This window comes from Actinocrispum wychmicini, assembly GCF_004345645.1.
Lineage (GTDB): Bacteria > Actinomycetota > Actinomycetes > Mycobacteriales > Pseudonocardiaceae > Kibdelosporangium > Kibdelosporangium wychmicini.
This window is the reverse complement of record NZ_SLWS01000015.1, coordinates 142813-160951: the sequence shown is the minus strand read 5'-3', so window position 1 is coordinate 160951 and position 18139 is coordinate 142813. Positions and strand designations below refer to the sequence as shown.

19 protein-coding genes are annotated in these 18139 nt (G+C 70.1%); 9 read left to right on the top strand and 10 right to left on the bottom strand.

What is annotated here, in order from left to right:
• The first annotated feature begins 2 nt into the window (after positions 1-2).
• Positions 3-470 carry a nitroreductase family deazaflavin-dependent oxidoreductase gene (locus EV192_RS47055; RefSeq protein ID WP_132125282.1) on the top strand — a complete coding sequence of 156 codons (468 nt, stop codon included), beginning with the start codon at positions 3-5 and terminating at the stop codon, positions 468-470.
• Here EV192_RS47055 and EV192_RS47050 read toward each other — a convergent pair.
• From EV192_RS47050 to EV192_RS47040, 3 genes are all read right to left on the bottom strand, one after another.
• Complete coding sequence (locus tag EV192_RS47050) at positions 457-1128, bottom strand: HD domain-containing protein (protein ID WP_132125281.1); 672 nt, start codon at positions 1126-1128, stop codon at positions 457-459. The two genes, EV192_RS47055 and EV192_RS47050, sit on opposite strands and share 14 nt — an antisense overlap.
• Before the next feature lie 118 nt (positions 1129-1246).
• On the bottom strand, positions 1247-1867 hold the full coding sequence (locus EV192_RS47045; RefSeq protein WP_132125280.1) for a hypothetical protein: 621 nt from the start codon (positions 1865-1867) through the stop codon (positions 1247-1249).
• Position 1868: 1 nt separating this feature from the next.
• A complete protein-coding gene (locus EV192_RS47040; protein ID WP_165960965.1) occupies positions 1869-2882 on the bottom strand; it encodes a hypothetical protein in 1014 nt (337 codons plus the stop codon).
• A gap of 202 nt (positions 2883-3084) precedes the next feature.
• On the opposite strand from EV192_RS47040, the gene EV192_RS47035 reads away from it, so the two are divergent.
• Positions 3085-3711: an FKBP-type peptidyl-prolyl cis-trans isomerase gene (locus EV192_RS47035; protein WP_132125278.1), complete on the top strand. Its 627-nt coding sequence runs from the start codon at positions 3085-3087 to the stop codon at positions 3709-3711.
• Positions 3712-3751: 40 nt separating this feature from the next.
• On the opposite strand, the gene EV192_RS47030 is transcribed toward EV192_RS47035, so the two are convergent.
• Positions 3752-4714: a quinone oxidoreductase family protein gene (locus tag EV192_RS47030; RefSeq protein ID WP_207926815.1), complete on the bottom strand. Its 963-nt coding sequence runs from the start codon at positions 4712-4714 to the stop codon at positions 3752-3754.
• On the opposite strand from EV192_RS47030, the gene EV192_RS47025 reads away from it, so the two are divergent.
• The 3 genes from EV192_RS47025 to EV192_RS47015 are packed head-to-tail and all read left to right on the top strand — an operon-like array spanning position 4675 to position 6981.
• On the top strand, positions 4675-5598 hold the full coding sequence (locus EV192_RS47025; RefSeq protein WP_341770995.1) for an aminotransferase class IV: 924 nt from the start codon (positions 4675-4677) through the stop codon (positions 5596-5598). The two genes, EV192_RS47030 and EV192_RS47025, sit on opposite strands and share 40 nt — an antisense overlap.
• Before the next feature lie 55 nt (positions 5599-5653).
• Positions 5654-5920, top strand: coding sequence for a hypothetical protein (locus EV192_RS47020; RefSeq protein ID WP_132125276.1), 267 nt, complete (start codon positions 5654-5656; stop codon positions 5918-5920).
• Between the two features lie 50 nt (positions 5921-5970).
• Positions 5971-6981, top strand: a complete 1011-nt coding sequence (locus tag EV192_RS47015; protein WP_132125275.1) for an aminoglycoside phosphotransferase family protein — start codon at positions 5971-5973, stop codon at positions 6979-6981.
• Here the strand turns inward: EV192_RS47015 and EV192_RS47010 are convergent.
• The 5 genes from EV192_RS47010 to EV192_RS46990 all read right to left on the bottom strand — a co-directional run bounded on the left by EV192_RS47010 (position 6978) and on the right by EV192_RS46990 (position 11918).
• Positions 6978-7904 (bottom strand): acyl-CoA desaturase, encoded by a 927-nt coding sequence (locus EV192_RS47010; RefSeq protein ID WP_132125274.1) that lies wholly within the window; start codon positions 7902-7904, stop codon positions 6978-6980. The genes EV192_RS47015 and EV192_RS47010 overlap by 4 nt on opposite strands.
• A 52-nt stretch (positions 7905-7956) precedes the next feature.
• The gene (locus EV192_RS47005) at positions 7957-8907 is read right to left on the bottom strand and encodes a COX15/CtaA family protein (protein WP_132125273.1); all 951 of its coding nucleotides are present in this window, start codon (positions 8905-8907) and stop codon (positions 7957-7959) included.
• A 37-nt stretch (positions 8908-8944) separates the two neighbouring features.
• Complete coding sequence (locus tag EV192_RS47000; RefSeq protein WP_132125363.1) at positions 8945-9658, bottom strand: ABC transporter permease; 714 nt, start codon at positions 9656-9658, stop codon at positions 8945-8947.
• 68 nt (positions 9659-9726) lie between these two features.
• Positions 9727-10656 carry an ABC transporter ATP-binding protein gene (locus EV192_RS46995; protein ID WP_132125272.1) on the bottom strand — a complete coding sequence of 310 codons (930 nt, stop codon included), beginning with the start codon at positions 10654-10656 and terminating at the stop codon, positions 9727-9729.
• A 62-nt stretch (positions 10657-10718) separates the two neighbouring features.
• Complete coding sequence (locus tag EV192_RS46990; protein ID WP_132125271.1) at positions 10719-11918, bottom strand: MFS transporter; 1200 nt, start codon at positions 11916-11918, stop codon at positions 10719-10721.
• A gap of 67 nt (positions 11919-11985) precedes the next feature.
• Between EV192_RS46990 and EV192_RS46985 the strand changes: the two genes are divergently transcribed.
• Positions 11986-12966 (top strand): ArsR/SmtB family transcription factor, encoded by a 981-nt coding sequence (locus EV192_RS46985; protein WP_132125270.1) that lies wholly within the window; start codon positions 11986-11988, stop codon positions 12964-12966.
• A 2-nt stretch (positions 12967-12968) separates the two neighbouring features.
• Here the strand turns inward: EV192_RS46985 and EV192_RS46980 are convergent, their stop codons facing one another.
• Positions 12969-14402: a helix-turn-helix domain-containing protein gene (locus tag EV192_RS46980; RefSeq protein WP_132125269.1), complete on the bottom strand. Its 1434-nt coding sequence runs from the start codon at positions 14400-14402 to the stop codon at positions 12969-12971.
• A gap of 138 nt (positions 14403-14540) precedes the next feature.
• Between EV192_RS46980 and EV192_RS46975 the strand changes: the two genes are divergently transcribed.
• Genes EV192_RS46975 through EV192_RS46965 form a run of 3 tightly spaced genes read left to right on the top strand, consistent with a single transcriptional unit; the run spans position 14541 to position 18136 of the window.
• A complete protein-coding gene (locus tag EV192_RS46975) occupies positions 14541-15161 on the top strand; it encodes a toll/interleukin-1 receptor domain-containing protein (RefSeq protein WP_165960963.1) in 621 nt (206 codons plus the stop codon).
• Positions 15154-17298, top strand: coding sequence for a hypothetical protein (locus tag EV192_RS46970; protein ID WP_132125267.1), 2145 nt, complete (start codon positions 15154-15156; stop codon positions 17296-17298). The genes EV192_RS46975 and EV192_RS46970 overlap by 8 nt, the downstream gene beginning before the upstream one ends.
• Positions 17219-18136: a hypothetical protein gene (locus EV192_RS46965; protein ID WP_132125266.1), complete on the top strand. Its 918-nt coding sequence runs from the start codon at positions 17219-17221 to the stop codon at positions 18134-18136. The genes EV192_RS46970 and EV192_RS46965 overlap by 80 nt, the downstream gene beginning before the upstream one ends.
• The last annotated feature ends 3 nt before the right edge of the window (positions 18137-18139 follow it).

The following is an 18139-nucleotide window of genomic DNA, read 5'->3' as shown; positions in this document are numbered from 1 at the left end:
CCATGGAAGTGTTGCGCGCGATCGCGCGCTGGCTCGCCGCTCGTCCGTGGCTCAGCCGGATCAGTCCGTACGTCCTGGCCACGGACAAGGTGCTGCTGCGGCTGACCAAAGGGCGGGTGACCCTCGTCGGTATCGCCGGGCTGCCGGCACTGATCCTGACGGTCAAGGGCAGGCGGTCCGGCCAGCCGCGCGACGTGCCGCTGCTGTACGTGCCGGACGGCAAGGACATCCTGCTGGTCGGGTCCAACTGGGGCGGTCCCGGCCATCCGGTGTGGACGGTCAACCTGATGGCCAATCCGGACGCGTCGGTGAACATCAAAGGCCGGACCCACGACGTCCACGCGCACCGGCTCACCGGCGACGAGCGGGCGCGGATCTGGCCGACCCTGACCAGGACCTGGCCCGCGTACGACAACTACCAGTCCAGAACAGACCGCGAACTGCGGGTCTTCCGGCTCACTCCGCGGTGACCTCTTCGAGCAGCTCGCCGACGGACGGGTCGTCGAGTGCCTCCACAACGCACTGCCACAGGTCCAGGTTGGCGGTGGCCCAGTGCGAGTACATGGCCTTGGCCTCGGGGCTGTAGAAGTAGAACCCGGCGTCGTGCGCACCGCGCTGCTCGCCGACGATTTTGTGCGCCAGTTCCCGAAGCGTGACGCCGTTCTCACTGAGATAGCGGTGCGCGAGCATCACCGGCGTCACCGGCAGCGCCTTGAACAGCGTGTCGGCGTCGCTGAGCGCCTGGGCTTCCAGCGAGATATCGGCATCCCTGGAACTCATCTCGGCCTCCAGGACGACGGCGTCGATCCGTTCGGCCACCGCCTCGTCCACACCCGCCCGAGCGAGGACGTGCATCCGCAGGTCACGCCCTGCCGACGCGGCCGAATTGCGCAGCACGATGTAATTCAGGTCATGCACAAGTGCGGCCGTCTCGACGACCGCCGGATCGGACCCATTGGACCGGGCGAACTCGCCGGCCTTCGTCCGTACGAAGTGAACATGGTGCCAACCGTGGAACGGCAACTTCGCGGCATGCCGCGCGCACAACTGCTTGACCCGGTGTTCCACCTGGGCATATGCCTCAGGCGCAACCGTGCCGAGCGGCACCGCGGTGTTCTGACCGAGCATTGGGGCCTCCCGAACGATCCCTTCGCACAGGTGAAGGCATCGTATGGGTAAGACGGCCCCACGAGGCGGTCATGATGACATATAACCGCCCCGTCATCCCCCAGCTGGGGTTCTGTGTTCAGATGTGCCGGGCCAACTGCCCCAGTCGCTGCTCGATGGGCACGTGTCGGCGGCTGGTGCCGGTGATCGGGTCATAGGACAGGCTCCAGGGCTGGATGGCCCGGGATTTCACCAGGAAGGTGAGGGTGCCGTCCTCGGCTTTCGGGATTCGGTGGAACTCCTCCGACAGCATCATCCCGGCTTCGCCGGTGCCGCACACTCCGCTGCGCAGCAGGGTGGCCGACCGGATCTCGGTCCCTTCCGGATCGACGTCGGCGGTGAAGCGTTCGTGGACGTACCGGCCACGCAGGATGGTCGTGCAGAAGTGGTACCGGTGGTTGTGGACGGAGTCGGCGTAGCCGATCCGCCAGTCCTGCTGCGGTTTGTACTCGTGCAGCCAGAAGGAGAACCCGTCTTCCGGGCGGTCCAACAGGCACCAGGCGAAGTGCGTGGTGGTCTCCCGGGACTTGGCGGTCACGGCGGCGGCCGCGTTGCCCGCCAGACCGTCCAGGTAGGCGCGCACGGCGGCGCGCAGGTCCTGCTGAGTGGCCCAGTCGAAGAACCGGGCCGCCACGCGGTCCCAGTCGGCGACGTCGCACGCGCGCATCCGCGCGGCCAACTCGGTCAGTGCCGAAAGCATGTCAACTTCCCAACCCCGCAACGGCGGTGAATTCGTCGCGGAAATCGTGGAACATTCGTTCCAGGTCCGCGAACCCCTCTTCGGACAGGGGCGATCCGGTGATTTTCTCGAAAAGTGCCAGGAATTCCTGGCGGCTGGTGTCCGGGGTGATCGTGTACTTCTGCACTGAGCGGGTGGCGCGCAGGCGTTGGAATTCCGCGCGTTGCATGTCGTAGATGAACGATCCTTCGGAGAAACGCAGTGTTCGCGGATAAAGGGTGGCTGTTCCGGCCACCGCGCTGTACAGGGTGAGCCAGACGCTGTCGTCGAATATCTCGGTCCGGTCAAGCGGCGGGTCGGCGACCACCGCGATTTCCATGGAGTCGCACCGGCTGCGGGCGAGGAACAGCCCGGCCAGGCCGATCGAGATCTCTTCGAGCAACCTCGCGCGGATCTTGTCGTAGTCGCCGGCGACCCCCTCGATCCGGAGCATGTGCCTGGCTCGGCCGCTGATCGCGGACGCCTCCCGCGGGTCGGCGAGGACCGCCCGCAGTTCGCGGCCGGAGCGGGCGACCAGCAGCCGCGCCGCGGCGTACCGGCCGGAGAAGCCGCGGAAGAAGTAGCAGCGGCTGGCGGCCAGGTCGGCCATCAGCTGCCGGTTCAGCTCCGGGTCGGGATTGGTGGTGGCGTCGAAGACGTGCGTGGGAAAGAACTCGGTGTTCAACGCGCGGTATTCGGCCGACAGGTCCTTCAATGCCCGCCTGCTTTCCTCGACCAGCGGGGCGACCAGGGCGCGATGGGACGCCGATGCCGTTATCAGCGTCTGTCCGAAACCGACGATCGCGGAGATCATCGTGCCTGTCCCGAGTGCGGTCACGAGATTCTTCCAAGTCCCGGCGTCCATTGTGCCGGACAGCCACAGACTGCCGATCGAGACCACCAGCAGGACCGCGAGCAGCAGTCCTGTCCTGGTCCAGAAAATCTCCCGGATCGGGTTCGAGCGGATGCCGTTGGCGTCCGCGGACACCGGGGTCACCTCCTTGGCGGGCACTCGGATGGACGAATGCGCATAGTGTCCGCTTGTGCGCGCCGAGTTACTGTACGCTCATTGCCGCACGTGTGAAATCGGAAAAACGGGGGACGTCCATGGTCACCCCGCTGGCACAGGGCGATCAAGCCACGATCGGCCGGGCACCCGATGGGACCAGTGTGTGACCCGGTTGCCTAGGGTGACGCCCATGCGCATCGCAGGCAAGGTCACCATGGTCATCGTGGCGCTGGCGGCGGCAACCGCCTTGAGCGCCTGTGCGAACTCGGAGCAGGACTCGACGAAGCCGCCCGCCGACGGCCCGACAGGCGCCACGTCGGCCCCGCCCAAGACGTCCAGCACGACCTCGAGCCCGCCGGCCACGTCCTCGTCCTCCGCGAGTTCGGTCGCGCCGGCCGGCAACGAGTGCAAGGTGGACGACATCAAGGTCAGCGGCGCCCCCGGGGCCAAGCCGACGATCACCATCCCGACCACCTGCAAGCCGCCGACCACCCTGCTGACCAAGGACCTCGCGCCGGGCAACGGCCCGGCCGCCACCGCCCAGAACACCGCGACCCTCGACTACCTGCTGGAAACCTGGTCCGACCAGAAGATCGTCGACAACTCCTACGACCGTGGCCAGCCCATCCCGCTGCAGGCACCCATCGGCCAGGCGCAGGTCATCGTCGGGTGGCAGCAGGGTCTGGTGGGCATGAAGCAGGGCGGCCGACGGCTCCTGGTCATCCCACCGGCGCTCGGCTACGGCGACACCGGCAAGCCCCCGGTCAAGCCCAACGAGACCCTCGTCTTCGTGGTCGACGCGGTCGTCGTCCAGTAGTGGCCTTCGGGGGTGGCCGTTTCCCGGCCACCCCCTGTGATCAGGGGACGAGCAGCAGTTTTCCGGTGGTTTTGCGGGACTGCAGGTCCTTGTGGGCCTGGGCGGCGTCGGCGAGCGGGTACTTGCCGCCGATCCGGACCTTGAGGTCCCCGGCCACGACGGCCTCGAACAGTTCACCTGTCCGCCAGCGGGTCTCCGCCGGTGTCACCGCGTAGTCGCCGCTCTTCGGCCGGGTCAGGTAGATCGAGCCGGCCGCGTTGAGCCGCTGGGGGTCCACGGGCGGCACCGGGCCGCTGGACGCCCCGTACAGCACCATGTAGCCGCGCCGGCGGACGCTGGCGACACTCTGGTCGAACGTGGTCTTGCCGACGCCGTCGTACACCACGGCCATGCCCTGGCCGTCAGTGAACGCGCGGGCGTGCTTGTCGAACTCCTCGTATCCGACGACCTCATCAGCGCCCGCCTCGCGCGCCAACGCCTCCTTCTCCGGCGTGGACACGGTCGCGAGCACACGCGCGCCGCGTGCCTTGGCGAGTTGCACGAGCAGCAGGCCGACACCGCCGGCCGCCGCGTGCACCAGGACAGGGTCGTCCGACTTCACCGGATAGGTGGACGACACGAGATAGTGCGCGGTCACTCCCTGCAACAGCAGAGCCGCGGCGGTGTCGTCGTCGACCTGGTCCGGCACCCGGACCACGTCTGCTGTGGGTAGCACGATCTGGTCCGCGTAACTCCCACGCGTGCTGAACCAGGCGACGCGGTCACCCACAGTGAGGTCCGTGTCCGGGCCGACCGCGCTGACCCGGCCGGCGCCTTCCAGGCCGAGGCCGAACGGCGTCTCGATCGGATACAGGCCGGAGCGGTGGTAGGTGTCGATGTAGTTCACGCCGGCCGCCGCGACGTCGACGACGACCTCGCCCGGACCGGGCTCGGGGACGTCGACCTCGGTCAGTTCCAACACCTCTGGTCCACCGGTCTGCCGCACCAGCACTGCCCTGGGCACGCCGCCTCCTCGATCAGATTCCCGAATCAGTTGTCTGGAACCAACCCCAGCACAGCTCCGGATGTTCCGCTGGCCCGATCACCACTGGCACGATCACCACCGTGACCGACCTCGAAACGCTGGCCTACGTGAACTACGGCAACTTCACCGCCATGCCGGTGTGCCCGGCCGGAGTGCGGGGACTCGGCCTGCACCTGGAGCGGCTGGACCGGGACGCGCGGATCCTGTTCGGGCACGGCGTCGACGGCGACGAGGTGCGGGCCCGGATCCACGCGGCGGTTCAGGGGCATGAGCTGCCGGCGAACGTCCGTGTCACGGTGTTCGTGCCGAATCTCCCGGTCGACCGGATCGACGACCTGCCCGAGCCGGAGTTCCTGGTCCGGGTCCGGCCGTTGGTGCCCAGCCGGCCGGCGGCGGCCCGGTTGCGCTCCACCCGGTACGCCCGTGACCTGCCGCAGGTGAAACACGTGGGCACGTTCGGGCTGTTCCACCAGTACCGGCTCGCCCGGCAGGCGGGCTACGACGACGCCTTGTTCGTGTCGGCCGACGGCCGGATCTCGGAGAGCACGGTGTCGAACGTCGGCTTCTACGACGGCTCGCGGATCGTGCTGCCGGCCGCGCCCGCGTTGCCCGGCATCGAGATGCGGCTGCTGACCGACGGACTTCGCCGGCACGGCGTCGACCACGAGACCTGGGATCTGCGGCTGCCGGACCTGTCCGGGTTCCGGTCGGCGTTCATGACGAACGTGATCAACGGCGCCACGCCGATCGCGGCCATCGACGACGTCCGGTTCGACCTCGATCCGGCCCTCGTCGAGTTGCTTGAGGCCGCGCACCTGTCGAACCCGTTGGAGCCGTTGGTGAACGGCGACCTGGGGCGCTGACACAGGTGACGAGCGACACCAGGGGAGTGGGCCGAAGCGATCTACGCTGACAGCTATGAAGGCAGCGCGTGGATTCGTCCGGCAACACGGTCCGAGCAAGGCGGTCGTCGAGCCGATCGGGCTGGCCGGTGCCCGGGTCGTGCTGGTGGGCCAGGACGGGGCCATGGGGGACGTGCTCGTCCCGTCGACCGAGGCGGCGGAGGCGCTGATCGCCGAGGTGACCGGCCTGGAGGCGGCCACCTGGGACGCGGACACCGTGAACGGGACGAAGATCGGGGCCGCGCACCGGCGGAAGATGGCCGGCCGGCGGTTGTTCTCCTAGTCCGAAGTGGACAGTGAGCAAATCGGTGGACAGTGCCGGACAATGGGGGAATGGAAGGCAATGGCGGCAACCGGCTGAGCTGGACCGAGGTACCGGCCGCGGTGCGGGCGGCGATCGAGGCCGCGCTGCGGGAGCCCGGTCCGGCTGTTGCCGACGGAGACCAGTCGACCGTTGTGCACGCGGGGATCGAGACCGGGCTGTCGGCGTCAGGTTCGGCGGCGGGGTCGACCGTTGTGCACGCGGCGAGCCAGCCGGGCGGCTTCTCACCGGGCATGGCGGCGCGTCTCCTGCTGGCTGACGGACGCCGCGTGTTCGTGAAAGCCGTTGGGCTGGAACGTAATCCGGACTCGCCGGCGATGCACCGCCGGGAGGCCGTGATCGCCGCCCAGCTGCCCGAGGGGGCGCCCGCGCCGAAGCTGCTGTGGTCCTACGACGACGGCGACTGGGTGGCGCTCGTCTTCGAGGACGTCGAGGGACGCAACCCGACGGTGCCGTGGCGGCCGGACGAGTGGCAGCGTGTGCACGACGCCATGGTCGAGCTTTCCGAGGTACTCACTCCCAGCCCGATCGACACCGTCGACGCCGGCTTTGCGGGCTGGCGCAGCCTGGCCGCCGACGACGAGCTGGCCGCGCGGCTCGACCCGTGGTCACGGGCCAACCTCGGCCGGCTGGTCGAGCTGGAGGAGGCGTGGCCGCAGGCGGCTGCCGGTGAAACCCTGCTGCACCGGGACATTCGTGCGGACAACGTGCTGCTCACCGAGGACCGGGTCGTGTTCGTGGACTGGCCGCACGCCGCCGTCGGCGCGCCCTGGATCGACCTGCTGTTCATGCTGCCCAGCGTCGCCATGCAGGGTGGGCCGGCACCGGCCGAGGTGTGGGGAACGTCGCCGCTGGCAGCCGAAGCGGATCCGGACGCGGTCACCGCGGTGGCCGCCGGGCTGGCCGGGTTCATGGTCCACTCCGCGCTGTTGCCGCCGCCACCGAACCTGCCCACGATCCGGGAGTTCCAACGGATTCAGGGCGAGTACGCGATGGCCTGGCTGCGAAGCCGGCTCGGTTAGCCGGCCACTCGCCTGCGGGCCAGGCGTTCCGGGGTCGGCCAGCGGACGTCCTTGGCCCAGCCGAAGCGTTCGAAGACCCAGATCGTGCGGGCCGCGATGTCGATCTGTCCACGAAGGACACCGTGCCGGGCGCACGTCGGGTCGGCGTGGTGCGAGTTGTGCCACGACTCGCCCATGGACAGGATGGCCAGCGGCCAGAAGTTGGCGGCCTTGTCGCGGCTGGCGAACGGGCGGGACCCGACCATGTGGCAGATCGAGTTCACCGACCAGGTGACGTGGTGCAGGGCCGCGATCCGGACCAGCCCGGCCCAGAAGAACGCGGTCAGCGCGCCCCACCAGGACCAGCTGATCAGCCCGCCGAGCACGGCGGGCAACACCAGGCTGCCGGCCGTCCACACCCCGAAGTACCGGCTGACGACCCGAATGTCCTTGTCCCGCAACAGGTCTGGCGCGAACCGCTGGTAGTTGGTGACGTCCCGGGAGAACATCCACCCCATGTGCGCGTGCCAGAAGCCGCGCAGCAGCGCGGTCGGGGACGTGCCGAACAGCCACGGCGAGTGCGGGTCGCCGTCCCGGTCGGCGTACGCGTGGTGGCGCCGATGGCTGGCGACCCAGAAGATGATCGACCCCTGCACGGCGAAGCTGCCGGCGATGCCCAGGGCCACTCGCAGGGCGCGGTTGGCCTTGAACGCGCCGTGCGTGAAGTAGCGGTGGTAGCCGACGGTCACGCCGAGGGTGGCGACCACGTACAGCACGGCCGTCAGGATGACGTCCAGCCACGTGAGTCCCCAGCCCCACACCAGCGGCACGGCCGCGATCAGCGCCGCGAACGGCACGAGGAGGAATACCTTCAGCGTCAACTGCTGGGCGAGCGACCTGCGGTCACCGAGCAGCGGCTGTGGACCAGTGGCGGTTGTCGTCACGGCACTGACAGTAGGTCATGCAGTAGGTCATGGTGGTGACGCTGAGGTGGTCTCACGGCGACGCGGTCGCGAACTGCGCGTTCTGTGCTGGCTCCACAGTGGGCACGGCACCCCGCGTCCGCGTCGACACCCACAGTCCGGCGGTCGCGACGATGACCAGCATCGCGCCGAACACGTGCACCACGACCAACACACTCGGAACGCCGGTGAAGTACTGGGTGAAGCCGACGGCCGCCTGGACCGCGACGGCGGCGAGGAGAAGGAAGTACCGCCGCCAGATGTCCCGGGTGACGGGTCCACGCCGCAGCATGACGCCGACGGCCAGCAGCAGCGCGACGAACGCGTACAGGACCGAGGCGTGGACGTGCGCGAGGACGTTGATCGGCAGGTCGAGACGGGCTGTCTTGGCGTCGCCGCCGTGCGGACCGGCGCCGGTCACCAGGGTGCCGGCGATCAGCAACAGCACCAGCAGCACGGTCTGGGCGATCAGCAATTTGGGTACGAGTGGGCTGGTCCGTGGCCGAGCGGGCCCGTCGCCTTCGCGCAACGACCGGACCAACAGCACGGCGAACCAGGTCAGCACGGGCGAGACGACGAAGTGGAACGCGACGGTCCACCACAGCAGCCCGGCCTTGACGGTGATCCCGCCGATCACGGCCTGCGCGAACACCCCGCCGATCATCGTGGCGGACAGCCACATCACCCGGCGGCGACGGGGCCGCGACAGCCAGGCCGCGATCAGGCACAACGCGCCGATCACGCCGACGATCGTCGCCAGCATGCGGTTGCCGTACTCGATCCACTGGTTGAGCATGCTCAGCTCGGGGTGTTCGACCGGCACCATGCTGCCCGGCAGGCAGTTCGGCCACTCGGTGCAGCCGAGCCCGGACCCGGTGACCCGCACGACCGCCCCGGTGACCGCGATGCCGACGTTGGCGACGACGGCCGCGATGGCGAACGGGCGGTGCCATTGGACGAGCCGAGACTTCAACGTTTCGAGCACTCACCGATGGTAGGCGCGTGCTCCTGAGAGACCTCGGTCAGGTCAGGCGGGTTGTGCGCCCGGCCACAACTCCCGCCACGACACCCCACACCGCCAGCACCACGAACGGCTGCACGCCCGGGCCTGAGCCGGTCAGTGCCTGGTTCATGCCCTCGGTCAACGCACCGGACGGCAGGAGTTCCACCACCGAGGCGATCCCGGCCGGCATCGAGCTGGCGGGCACGATGATGCCGCCGGCCAGCAACAGCACGAACCAGATGATGTTGGCCAGCGCCAGCACCACCTCGGCCTTCAGCGTCCCGCCGAGCAGCACGCCCAACGCCCCGAAGGCCAACGCCCCCAGTACCGCGAGCAGGACTGTCCACACCAGACCCGCGGCGGTCGGCGACCACCCCAGGGCCAGCGCGACGATCCCGAGCACCACGAGCTGGATGACGACGACGGTGAGCCCTGCGGCGACCCGGCCGGCGGCCAGCAGCCAGCGGGGGAGTGCGGTGGCGGCAAGGCGTTTCAGCACGCCGTACCGCCGGTCGAAGCCGAGTGCGATGGCCTGCCCGGTGAACGCCGACGACATGACGGCCAGCGCGAACACCCGGGGCACCACGGAGTCCACACGCGGCTCGGGCATGGCGATGATCTTGACCAGGGTCAGGCCGACCAGCAGCGCCACCGGGATGAGCAGGGTCAGCAGGATCTGCTCGCCGTTGCGGAGGGTGAGCGTCACCTCGGTGCGGGCATGCGCGGCGAGCATCCGTGCCCGGCTCCCGGCGCCGGGAGCGGGGGTGAACGTGCCGGCGGGGAAGGTCGTTTGGTTGGTCGTCACCGCAGTTCCCGTCCGGTGAGTTCGAGGAAGACGTCTTCGAGGCTGCGCCGGCCGACGTTGAGCTCCTCGGCCAGCACTCCCTGCTGGGCGCACCACGCGGTCACCGTGGAAACGACCTGCGGGTCGACGCGTCCGGTGACGACGTACATGCCGAGCGCGGCCTCGGTGACATGGCATCCCTCCGGCAGCGCCGCGGTGAGCAGGGTGGTGTCGAGTCCGCCGCGGGCCTTGAACCGCAGCTGCTGGCAGTCCGGGTCCTCGGTGGTGAGCTGCGCGGGCGTGCCCTCGGCGACCACCTGGCCGTGGTCCATGATGACCACCTGGTCGGCCAGTGTCTCGGCCTCCTCCATCAGGTGCGTGGTGATCAGCACGCTCACCCCGTCCGCGCGCAGCGCGGCCACCAGGTCCCACACCAGCCGCCGGGCCTGCGGGTCCATCCCGGCCGTCGGCTCGTCCAGGAACACCAGCTCGGGGCGGCCGACCAGGGCGCAGGCCAGGGAGAGCCGTTGCTGCTGCCCGCCGGACAGCCGCTTGTACGGTATACGCTGTACACTTCCCAGGCCCAGCACGTCGATCAGCCACCCGGTGGCCAGCGGGCGGGCCGCGCAAGACGCCACCAGGCGCAGCATCTCACCGGCGCGTACACCGGGATAGGCGCCACCGCCCTGCGGCATGACCCCGACCCGTGGCCGGAGCGCGGCATCACCGGGCGGCAGCCCCAGGACGGTGACGGAACCCGCGTCCGGCTTGACGAATCCCTCGCAGATCTCGACCGTGGTGGTCTTGCCGGCCCCGTTCGGCCCCAGCAACGCGAGCACCTGGCCGCGCGCCAACCGCAGCTCGAGACCGTCCACAGCGGTGGTCGAGCCGTACCGCTTCACCAGCCCGGACACCTCGACGGCCGGACGGTTTTCGGACTCGCTCACGGCCGAAGCCTATGCGCCCCGGTAAAACCGTCACGTCCGGCCCTGGGCCGAAGCGACCCACGTCACGCGGTGATCCGCCGGAACGCCACCGCCGCCGCCAGGGTCGCCACCCCGGCCAGGGCGATCACGCCGCCGATCGGCACCACCCCGGCCAACGCGCCCGCCAACGCCGGGCTGATTCCCTGCGCCGTCATCATCCCGGTCGTCAGCAGGCTGAAGGCGAGGCCACGGCTGTCCTCCGGCACGGCGGCGAGGAAGCGCCGCTGCAGTGCCAGTCCGTAGGCGAACCCCGACCCGGTCACCACCAACAGCGTCCCGCACAGCACGACCGGCAGGTCGATCACGAAACCCAGCAACGGCAGGCCGAGCACCACCAGCAGCGGCACCAGCAGCCGTTCCCGGGCGACCGGCCGGACGAACCGCCCCACCGCCAGGCTGCCGATCATCATGCCGACCGGCAGGCACGCCAACAGCAGCCCACCGGTTTCCACCGGCTGGCCCCGGACGGCGGCGTACGGCACGAGCAGGCTTTCCGCGCCGGTGACGAACGCGGACGGCAGCCACTGCGCCAGGATCAGGTTCCGCGTGGTGCGGTCCGCCATCAGCCGCCGGTTGCCGGTCCAGCTCTGCCGGAACGTGCCCGTCGACTCAGGCTCGGGCGACCGTGCGGCGGGCAACGGCGGCAGGCCGAGCCGGACCCAGATCGCGACCGCCAGGTGCACGAACGCGCTGACGAGCATGGCGTGCCGCCCGCCCAAGGCGGCGATCGCGACGCCACCGCCGGCCAGCCCCAGCAGTTGGGCCGCCGAGCTGGCCAGGTTCATCAGGGAACGGCTGAGCACGTAGCCGTCGCCGGTGAGCACGTCGGCGACGACCCGGCTGGCGGCTCCGTTGAACACCGGGGTCACCGCCGAGACCGCCGCCACCACGGTCAGGCTCAGCCACACCGGCAGGTCCACCAGGGCCAGCAGCAGCCCGGTGCCGAACTCGGCGGCGTACCCGAGAGCGATCAGCCGCCGCGCCGGCAACCGGTCGGCGATGGCGCCGAACAGGCCGGCGCCGAGGAGTTGCGGGATGAACGAGATCCCGTAGGTCATCGCGCCCAGCAGCGTCGACCCGGTCAACGTGAGGACGAGCACCGACAACGCGACTATCCGCAGGGCGTCCGCGGTGATCGCGAGCGATCGGGTCATGAACAGCACCCGGAAGGTCGGATTGGCGAGCACACCGAGGTAGGTGGCCCGGTCGCCCACTCGGTTCATGCGCCACAGGCTCGGCGAACAGGTGGCGCGCGCGCCAAAGTTACGCCAGTGGACGTAAGGTCGGTGGATGATCCGGTTCCAGGTCGGCAGCGACGACCTGTTGCACAGCAGGTTCGCGCTGTCCCCGGTGTTCGAGCTGACGAACCTGCTGCGCAAGCTGTCCGGCCTGGCCGGCGGGCGGCCGCCCACGTCGTGGCTGGACCGGCTGGTGCCCACCTACCAGCGGCTGCGGCGGGACAGCTCGTTCCGCGCGTTGCTCGCCCTGCATTCGGCCCACGGCGGCGCCGACTTCATCAGTCCGCCACCGCGGGGACTCACCCAGACCCTGGCGGACGATCTCGCCGTGATCCGCTCGACCCCGCTCGACCAGGCCCGCGCCGAGATCGCCGAGTACATGGGCCCGGTGCACGACAAAGAAGTTCTGGCCGTGCTGGCGGACGCGAACGTGGTCGAACGGGTCGCGGAGGCCGTCGAACGGGCCTGGCGCGACCTCCTCGCCCCGGACTGGCCCCAACTGCGGGCGATCTGCGAACGCGACGTGGTGTACCGCGCCGGACAACTGGGCCGGGACGGCTGGCGTGCCGCCCTGGACGGCCTGCACCCGACCGTGCGCTGGCGGAACGACGCCATCGAGGTACTGCGCACGACCGGAGCCCGCACTGTCGACCTGCGCGGTGCGGGCCTCCTGCTCGTGCCGTCCGCCCTCGGCTGGCCGGGGGTGTCGGTGCACATGGACGATCCCTGGCCGAAAACCCTGATCTACCCGGCCCGCGGGGTCGCCGCGCTGTGGGAAACCCAGGCACCACGGGAATCCGGCGCGCTGGCCGCCCTGCTCGGCAGATCCCGCGCGCGGCTGCTGGTCGCCGTCGCCGAACCGGCCAGCACCACCCAACTGGCGGCCAGCCTGGGCCTCGCGGTCGGCGCGGTCGGCGACCATCTCACCGTGCTGCGCCGCGCCGGCCTGGTCGACCGGGCCCGGTCCGGCCGATCCGTCCTCTACCGCCGCACATCCCTGGGCGAAGCCCTTACCGCGCAAGCGGAGTACTGAGTTCAGGCGCCCTTGTGCAGTGCCAGGCCGAACGCCGGACCGAGGGCGCGCACGGATTCGTGGGTGTTCCACCGGCGCAAGCTGGTCGCGAGCCGGCGCAGGTCGGCCAGGATCGTCGCCGAGCCCACCGTCATGGTCTGGTCGATCATCGGCCGGGCCAGTGAACACGCGTGGTCCACATCCCCCGACGCCGCGTGCGCCAACGCCTGGCGGACACCGAACCGCAGCCGGGCGCGGACCGCCGTGATCGGAATTCGCGCGACCACCTGGTCCAGAACCGCCGCCGCGTCCTTCGGCCGCCCCAGGTCGTACAGGCACCACCCGGTCACCGCCGACACCGGGTCGGGCACGTGCGAGGTCCCGACCACGGGACCGGTCTCGGCGTTTCCGCGAGCCATGTCCGTGCGGGCTCGGTCCAGCGCGCGCATGCACGAGTCGTAGTCGCCGGCGATGGCGTGGCCCTGAGCTTCCCGTTGCGCGGCCAGGCCGAGGATCCGCGGCGGGGTCTTGGTGGACGACTGGGCCTGTTGCGCGTAGCCGATCGTCGTGGCGGCGTCCCCGTCGTACATGGCCAGCAACGCCCGGCGCACCAGGGCGTAGGCCGCGGTGTGACCGTCCCCGGCCGCGGTGGCGACCTGGACGGCCTGGTCGGTCCACCACACCGCGTTCTTGTCGTCGCCGGCCTCCTGCGCCATCCAACCGGCGAACTCGCTGGTGCGGGCGAACAGGTTGGCGGCGTCGAGATGGCGGTCGGCGGCCATGGCGCGCAAGGCGTGCGCCTGCCCCACCAGCATCGGCAACACCACGCCGGGCGGGGCGACCTGGCCAAGCCCGCGGGCCGCGTCGAGCAGTTGGCGGTGGTGCGGGAGGCCAGGGTCGGCCGGAGTGGCCCACGCCGCGCCGCCGCTCAACTGGGCCAGCAGCACCGCGCCGCCGGTGAGCACCTGGCGTCGTCCGATCGGCACGAAAGAGCTGTTGCCGTCCGCTGCCATCGTCATGATCCACATCCCGTCGTCGTGGCCGTCCGCCGGCTCCGGTGATGGGTCCGGCGTGGCCGGCCGCACGAGCGTGACGAGGTCGCCGCGCGCGTCAAGCGCGGAGTCACATCGGCGGGCGAATTCGACCGAGGCCGCCTGTGCGCCGGTCTCCACCCGGCTGACGTGGCCCTTGCTGTAGTAGATCCGCCTGGCGAATTCACTCAGACTCAGGCCACGGGCGGTTCGGATGGCCCGCAGCCGGGGCCCGAACTCCACGCTGGACACATTTTCTTCCTTTCGATAAGCAATTGTTGCGACTGGTCGGCAGGATGGATACGTGTTGTGCGTCGAGTGGGTGGGAAGGAAACGGTAAACAGCCGGGACCTCCAGGGTACGACGCGACCACCGGTGTGTCTGTGGCGTTGTGCACACAGCGTGCGGTGTCCTCTTTTCGTCCATCCCGAGCGGGAATGGACACGGGTCTGACTGAAAAGGAAACGAGAAACACTTGTCAACCGCCGGTCGGGTGGGAAAAATGCCGGGCATCGGCGGGCGCGTTCCAGCGGTGAGAAATCCCAGTTTGAGGAGTGGCATACGTTGACCCAGATCTTCCTGAACTACCGGACCGAGGACGAGAAGTTCGGCGTCGCGCTGCTCGACGAGATGCTGTCGCAGCGGTTCGGCACCGCCGCGGTGTTCCTGGCGGCCAAGTCCATCGACCTCGGCGTGCCGTGGGAGCAGGCCATGTTCGACGCGGTCACCGGGTCGGACGTGCTGCTGGCCATCATCGGGCGCAACTGGCTGACCGCGACGAACGAGCATGGCGAGCGCCGGCTCGACGACCCGGCCGACTTCGTGCGCCGGGAGATCCAGCTCGCGCTCGAGCACGGCAAACAGGTCATCCCGGTGCGCCTGGACGTGCCCAGGGTGCGGGCCGAGCACCTGCCGGACGACCTGAAGGCCCTCACCACGTTGCAGGACATCGAGGTGCGGTTCCGCAACCGCGAGCTCGACGTGAACCGGCTGGCCGACAAGCTCCGCGAACAGGTGCCCGGCCTGCGTCCGGCGAAACAGCAGCCGACGAGCACGTTCAGCGTGAACGCCACGAGTGTCGGCAAGGTGGTGCAGGCCGAGCACATCGACAGGGTGGTGCAGGCCGACCACGTCGACAAGCTCTGGCAGGCCGAGCACATGACGTTCGGCGACTTCCATGCCTGAGGAGGGACCCGCGGCCGAGCCGCGGGCACCGGCCGACCCGGCGGCGGGCGCCGCGCCGTCCCGTGCGGAGGCGTTGAAGGGCCTGCGTGGCACCGCCGCCGACTTCTCGTCCGTCCGGTCCGGACGGATCGTCGCCGAGGGCATCAGCCGGGCCGGTGGCGCCACCATCAACGTCTTCCAGGGCGACTTCGCCGTGTACGGCGGTTTCACGGCGGGCGGTGGGCGGACCGCCGGCCGTCGCCCCGGCCGCCGGCCGACCCCGGTGCGCCTGGCCGACGTCGAGTACTACGTGGAGCCGGCCGGCTTCGAGTCCGGAGTGGACACACTGGACACCCAGAACCTGGTGATCTTCACCGGAAAGCTTCGGTCCGGCCGGCGCAGTCAGGCACTGGCGACGGTGCGCCGGGTGCTGGAATGCGCCAAGCTCGACCTGGTCGTCCACGAACTGGGCGACGAGGTGCTGGGCGACCCCACGTGGCGGGTCCCGCACGCCCGCTGCGGCCTGCTTGTGGAGGACCGGCAGGGTCGGGCCGAGTCGGTGGACGACACCTGGCTCACCCTTGTCGCGGAACGACTGCGCGACCAAGGCAGCTTCCTGGTCGTGGCGACCGGCCCGGTCCGCGGCACCCTCGCCACGGCGCCGAAACGCGCGGACTACGTGGTCACAGTGGACCTGCCCGACCCAATGGAGATCGTCCGCAGGCGCGTCCTCGGCGAACAGCCGTGGCTGTCCCCAGCGGACCTGGACGACCGGCTCGCCGGGACCGAACTGGCCGAGCTGCTGGACGAACGCGAAGGCCCGGAGTTCGCCACCCGTGCCGCCAACGCCGTGATCGGCGCGCTGCGCAAGGACAGTGACCTGGCCGAGGCGGTCGCGCGACTTCGTGATCCGAGAGACCAAGTCCAGGAATGGCTGGACAGCGAACCGGACGTGGCCGACATCGCCTTCGTCTTCGCCACCGCCGTCCTGGAAGGCGCGAGCTACCTCCACGTCGCCGACGCCGCCGTCGCGCTGTACCGGCGGATCGGCACCAGCAAGGCCACCACCACCCCGAGATACCTGCGGGCACTGACCAGGCAGCGGAGCTGGATCGAGTACGTCGAGCACGTCGACGGCCCACCGCTGGTGCGGTTCCGGCACGCCAACCTCCGGCCGGTGGTGCTGGCGCTCACCTGGTTCGAGTTCGACGGCGCCCGGGAGGCCATCCTCGCCTGGCTCACCGCGCAGGCGCAGCACGACGACGTGGAGGTCCGCACCCGGGCGGCGGTCGCGGCGGGGATGTTGTCCACCAACGACTTCGGCCACGGCATGCACAGCTACCTGAAGACCTGGGCGGCGAGCCCGTCGGCCACCCTGCGGCTGAGCGCCGCGTGGGGCCTGAACGTGGCAGGTCAGGTCAGCGACCACGCCGACACCGTGTGGGCGTATCTGGAGCAGTGGGCCGACCTGGTCCGGTACGACGCCAACGCGCGCGATCTGCCCGCGACCGCCGCACTCGCGTTGGGCGGCCCGTTGGGCGCGGCGAACCCGGCCAGAGCGCTGCGGGTGCTGCGCGTCCTGGTCTGCGACGGCGACTGGGGGTTCCTGGCCGCGGCCGCGTCCACCGCGCACATGCTCCTCGAAGAGGGGCGGGTGTCCGAAGTGCTCGACGCGCTCACGGACTGGACCGACCCGACGGCCGCCGAGGAGCCGCTGGCCAAGGCACTGACCATGTTCACGTACGCCGCCGCGGCGCAGGGCGCGGACCGACCGGTGCTGCTGCTGTCCGCCGCCCGGTTCCGCGACGAGCTGGCCGAACTGTGGGGCCGGGCGCTGAACCACATGGACGTGCACGAGCAGGCGCTGGAGGGGTTGCGCACGTGGGTCCGGGTGGCCGACCGGGATCCGACCGTGCGGGACGACGTCCTGCTCATGCTCGCCGGCGTCGCCGACCGCGACCACCGTGACTACGACCAGTTGCTGCACGCGCTGCGGGACTGGGCCACCGACCCCGACGACCCGTCCGCCGCGGCCGACGACTTCCGCCGCGAACTGAGTGAGGCAGGAGAACTACTGGATGAGCCAGACGTACAACCCGATCTTGGCGACTACCGAGCTGTCCCGGACGCGGGTCGGATCACCCGTACGGCCCCCTGACCTGGGCACCGCGCTCGTGCTCGAACGCCCGCGCGGCGAGCCGGTGGTGGTCCGCCAGGGCCAACGCGTGCCGGACGCCAGGCTGGGCAACTACCGCCGGCTGTACGTCGTGGACATGGCCCCGCGCGGGCTGTCGTTCACCGAGAACGCGCCGAGCGCGGACCCGGCGTTCCCGTTCGCCGTCAAGGTCGGCTTCGCCTGCCAGGTGACCGATCCGGTGGCGATCGTGCGGGACGGGGTGACCGACATGACGGCCTGCCTGAGCCCGTCGATGGCGAGCATCGTCCGCCAGGTGGCGGTCGGCTTCGACGTGCTGGACCCGGCCAGCGCCGAGGCCGCGATCACCCACCGGTTGGTCACCGCGGATTCCGTGCCGTCGTTGCGGCTCAACAACTTCACGGTCCGAGTCGCCCCGATCGACTCCGCGGAGATCATCAGCGCCCGGCGGGAGCTGCGGGTCCAGGAGATGAAACGGGACGCGATGCGCCCGGTCGCAGGCGGCGACCGCACCGAGATCCTCGCCCAGATCATGGCGTTGATGGACGGCGACCCGACCCCGTTGCTCGACCGGGAGCAGGAGGCGAAGGAGCGGCACACCCAGGCGATCCTGGACATGGTCGGCCAGGTCAACGGGTCGACCGGACCGAAGCGGGACTACGTGGCGTCCCGGATCAAGGAAGAGGCGATGAACACGTTCTTCCCGGGATCGCTGACGTCCGGCAAACGCGGCGGTATCCGGGACCGGATCGAACGCAAGTCACGCGCGGTGGTGGCGGGCGACTCGGCCGAGCAGAAGCCGAACGGGGACAACGATCCGCCGAAGTCCACTGAGGACTGACGG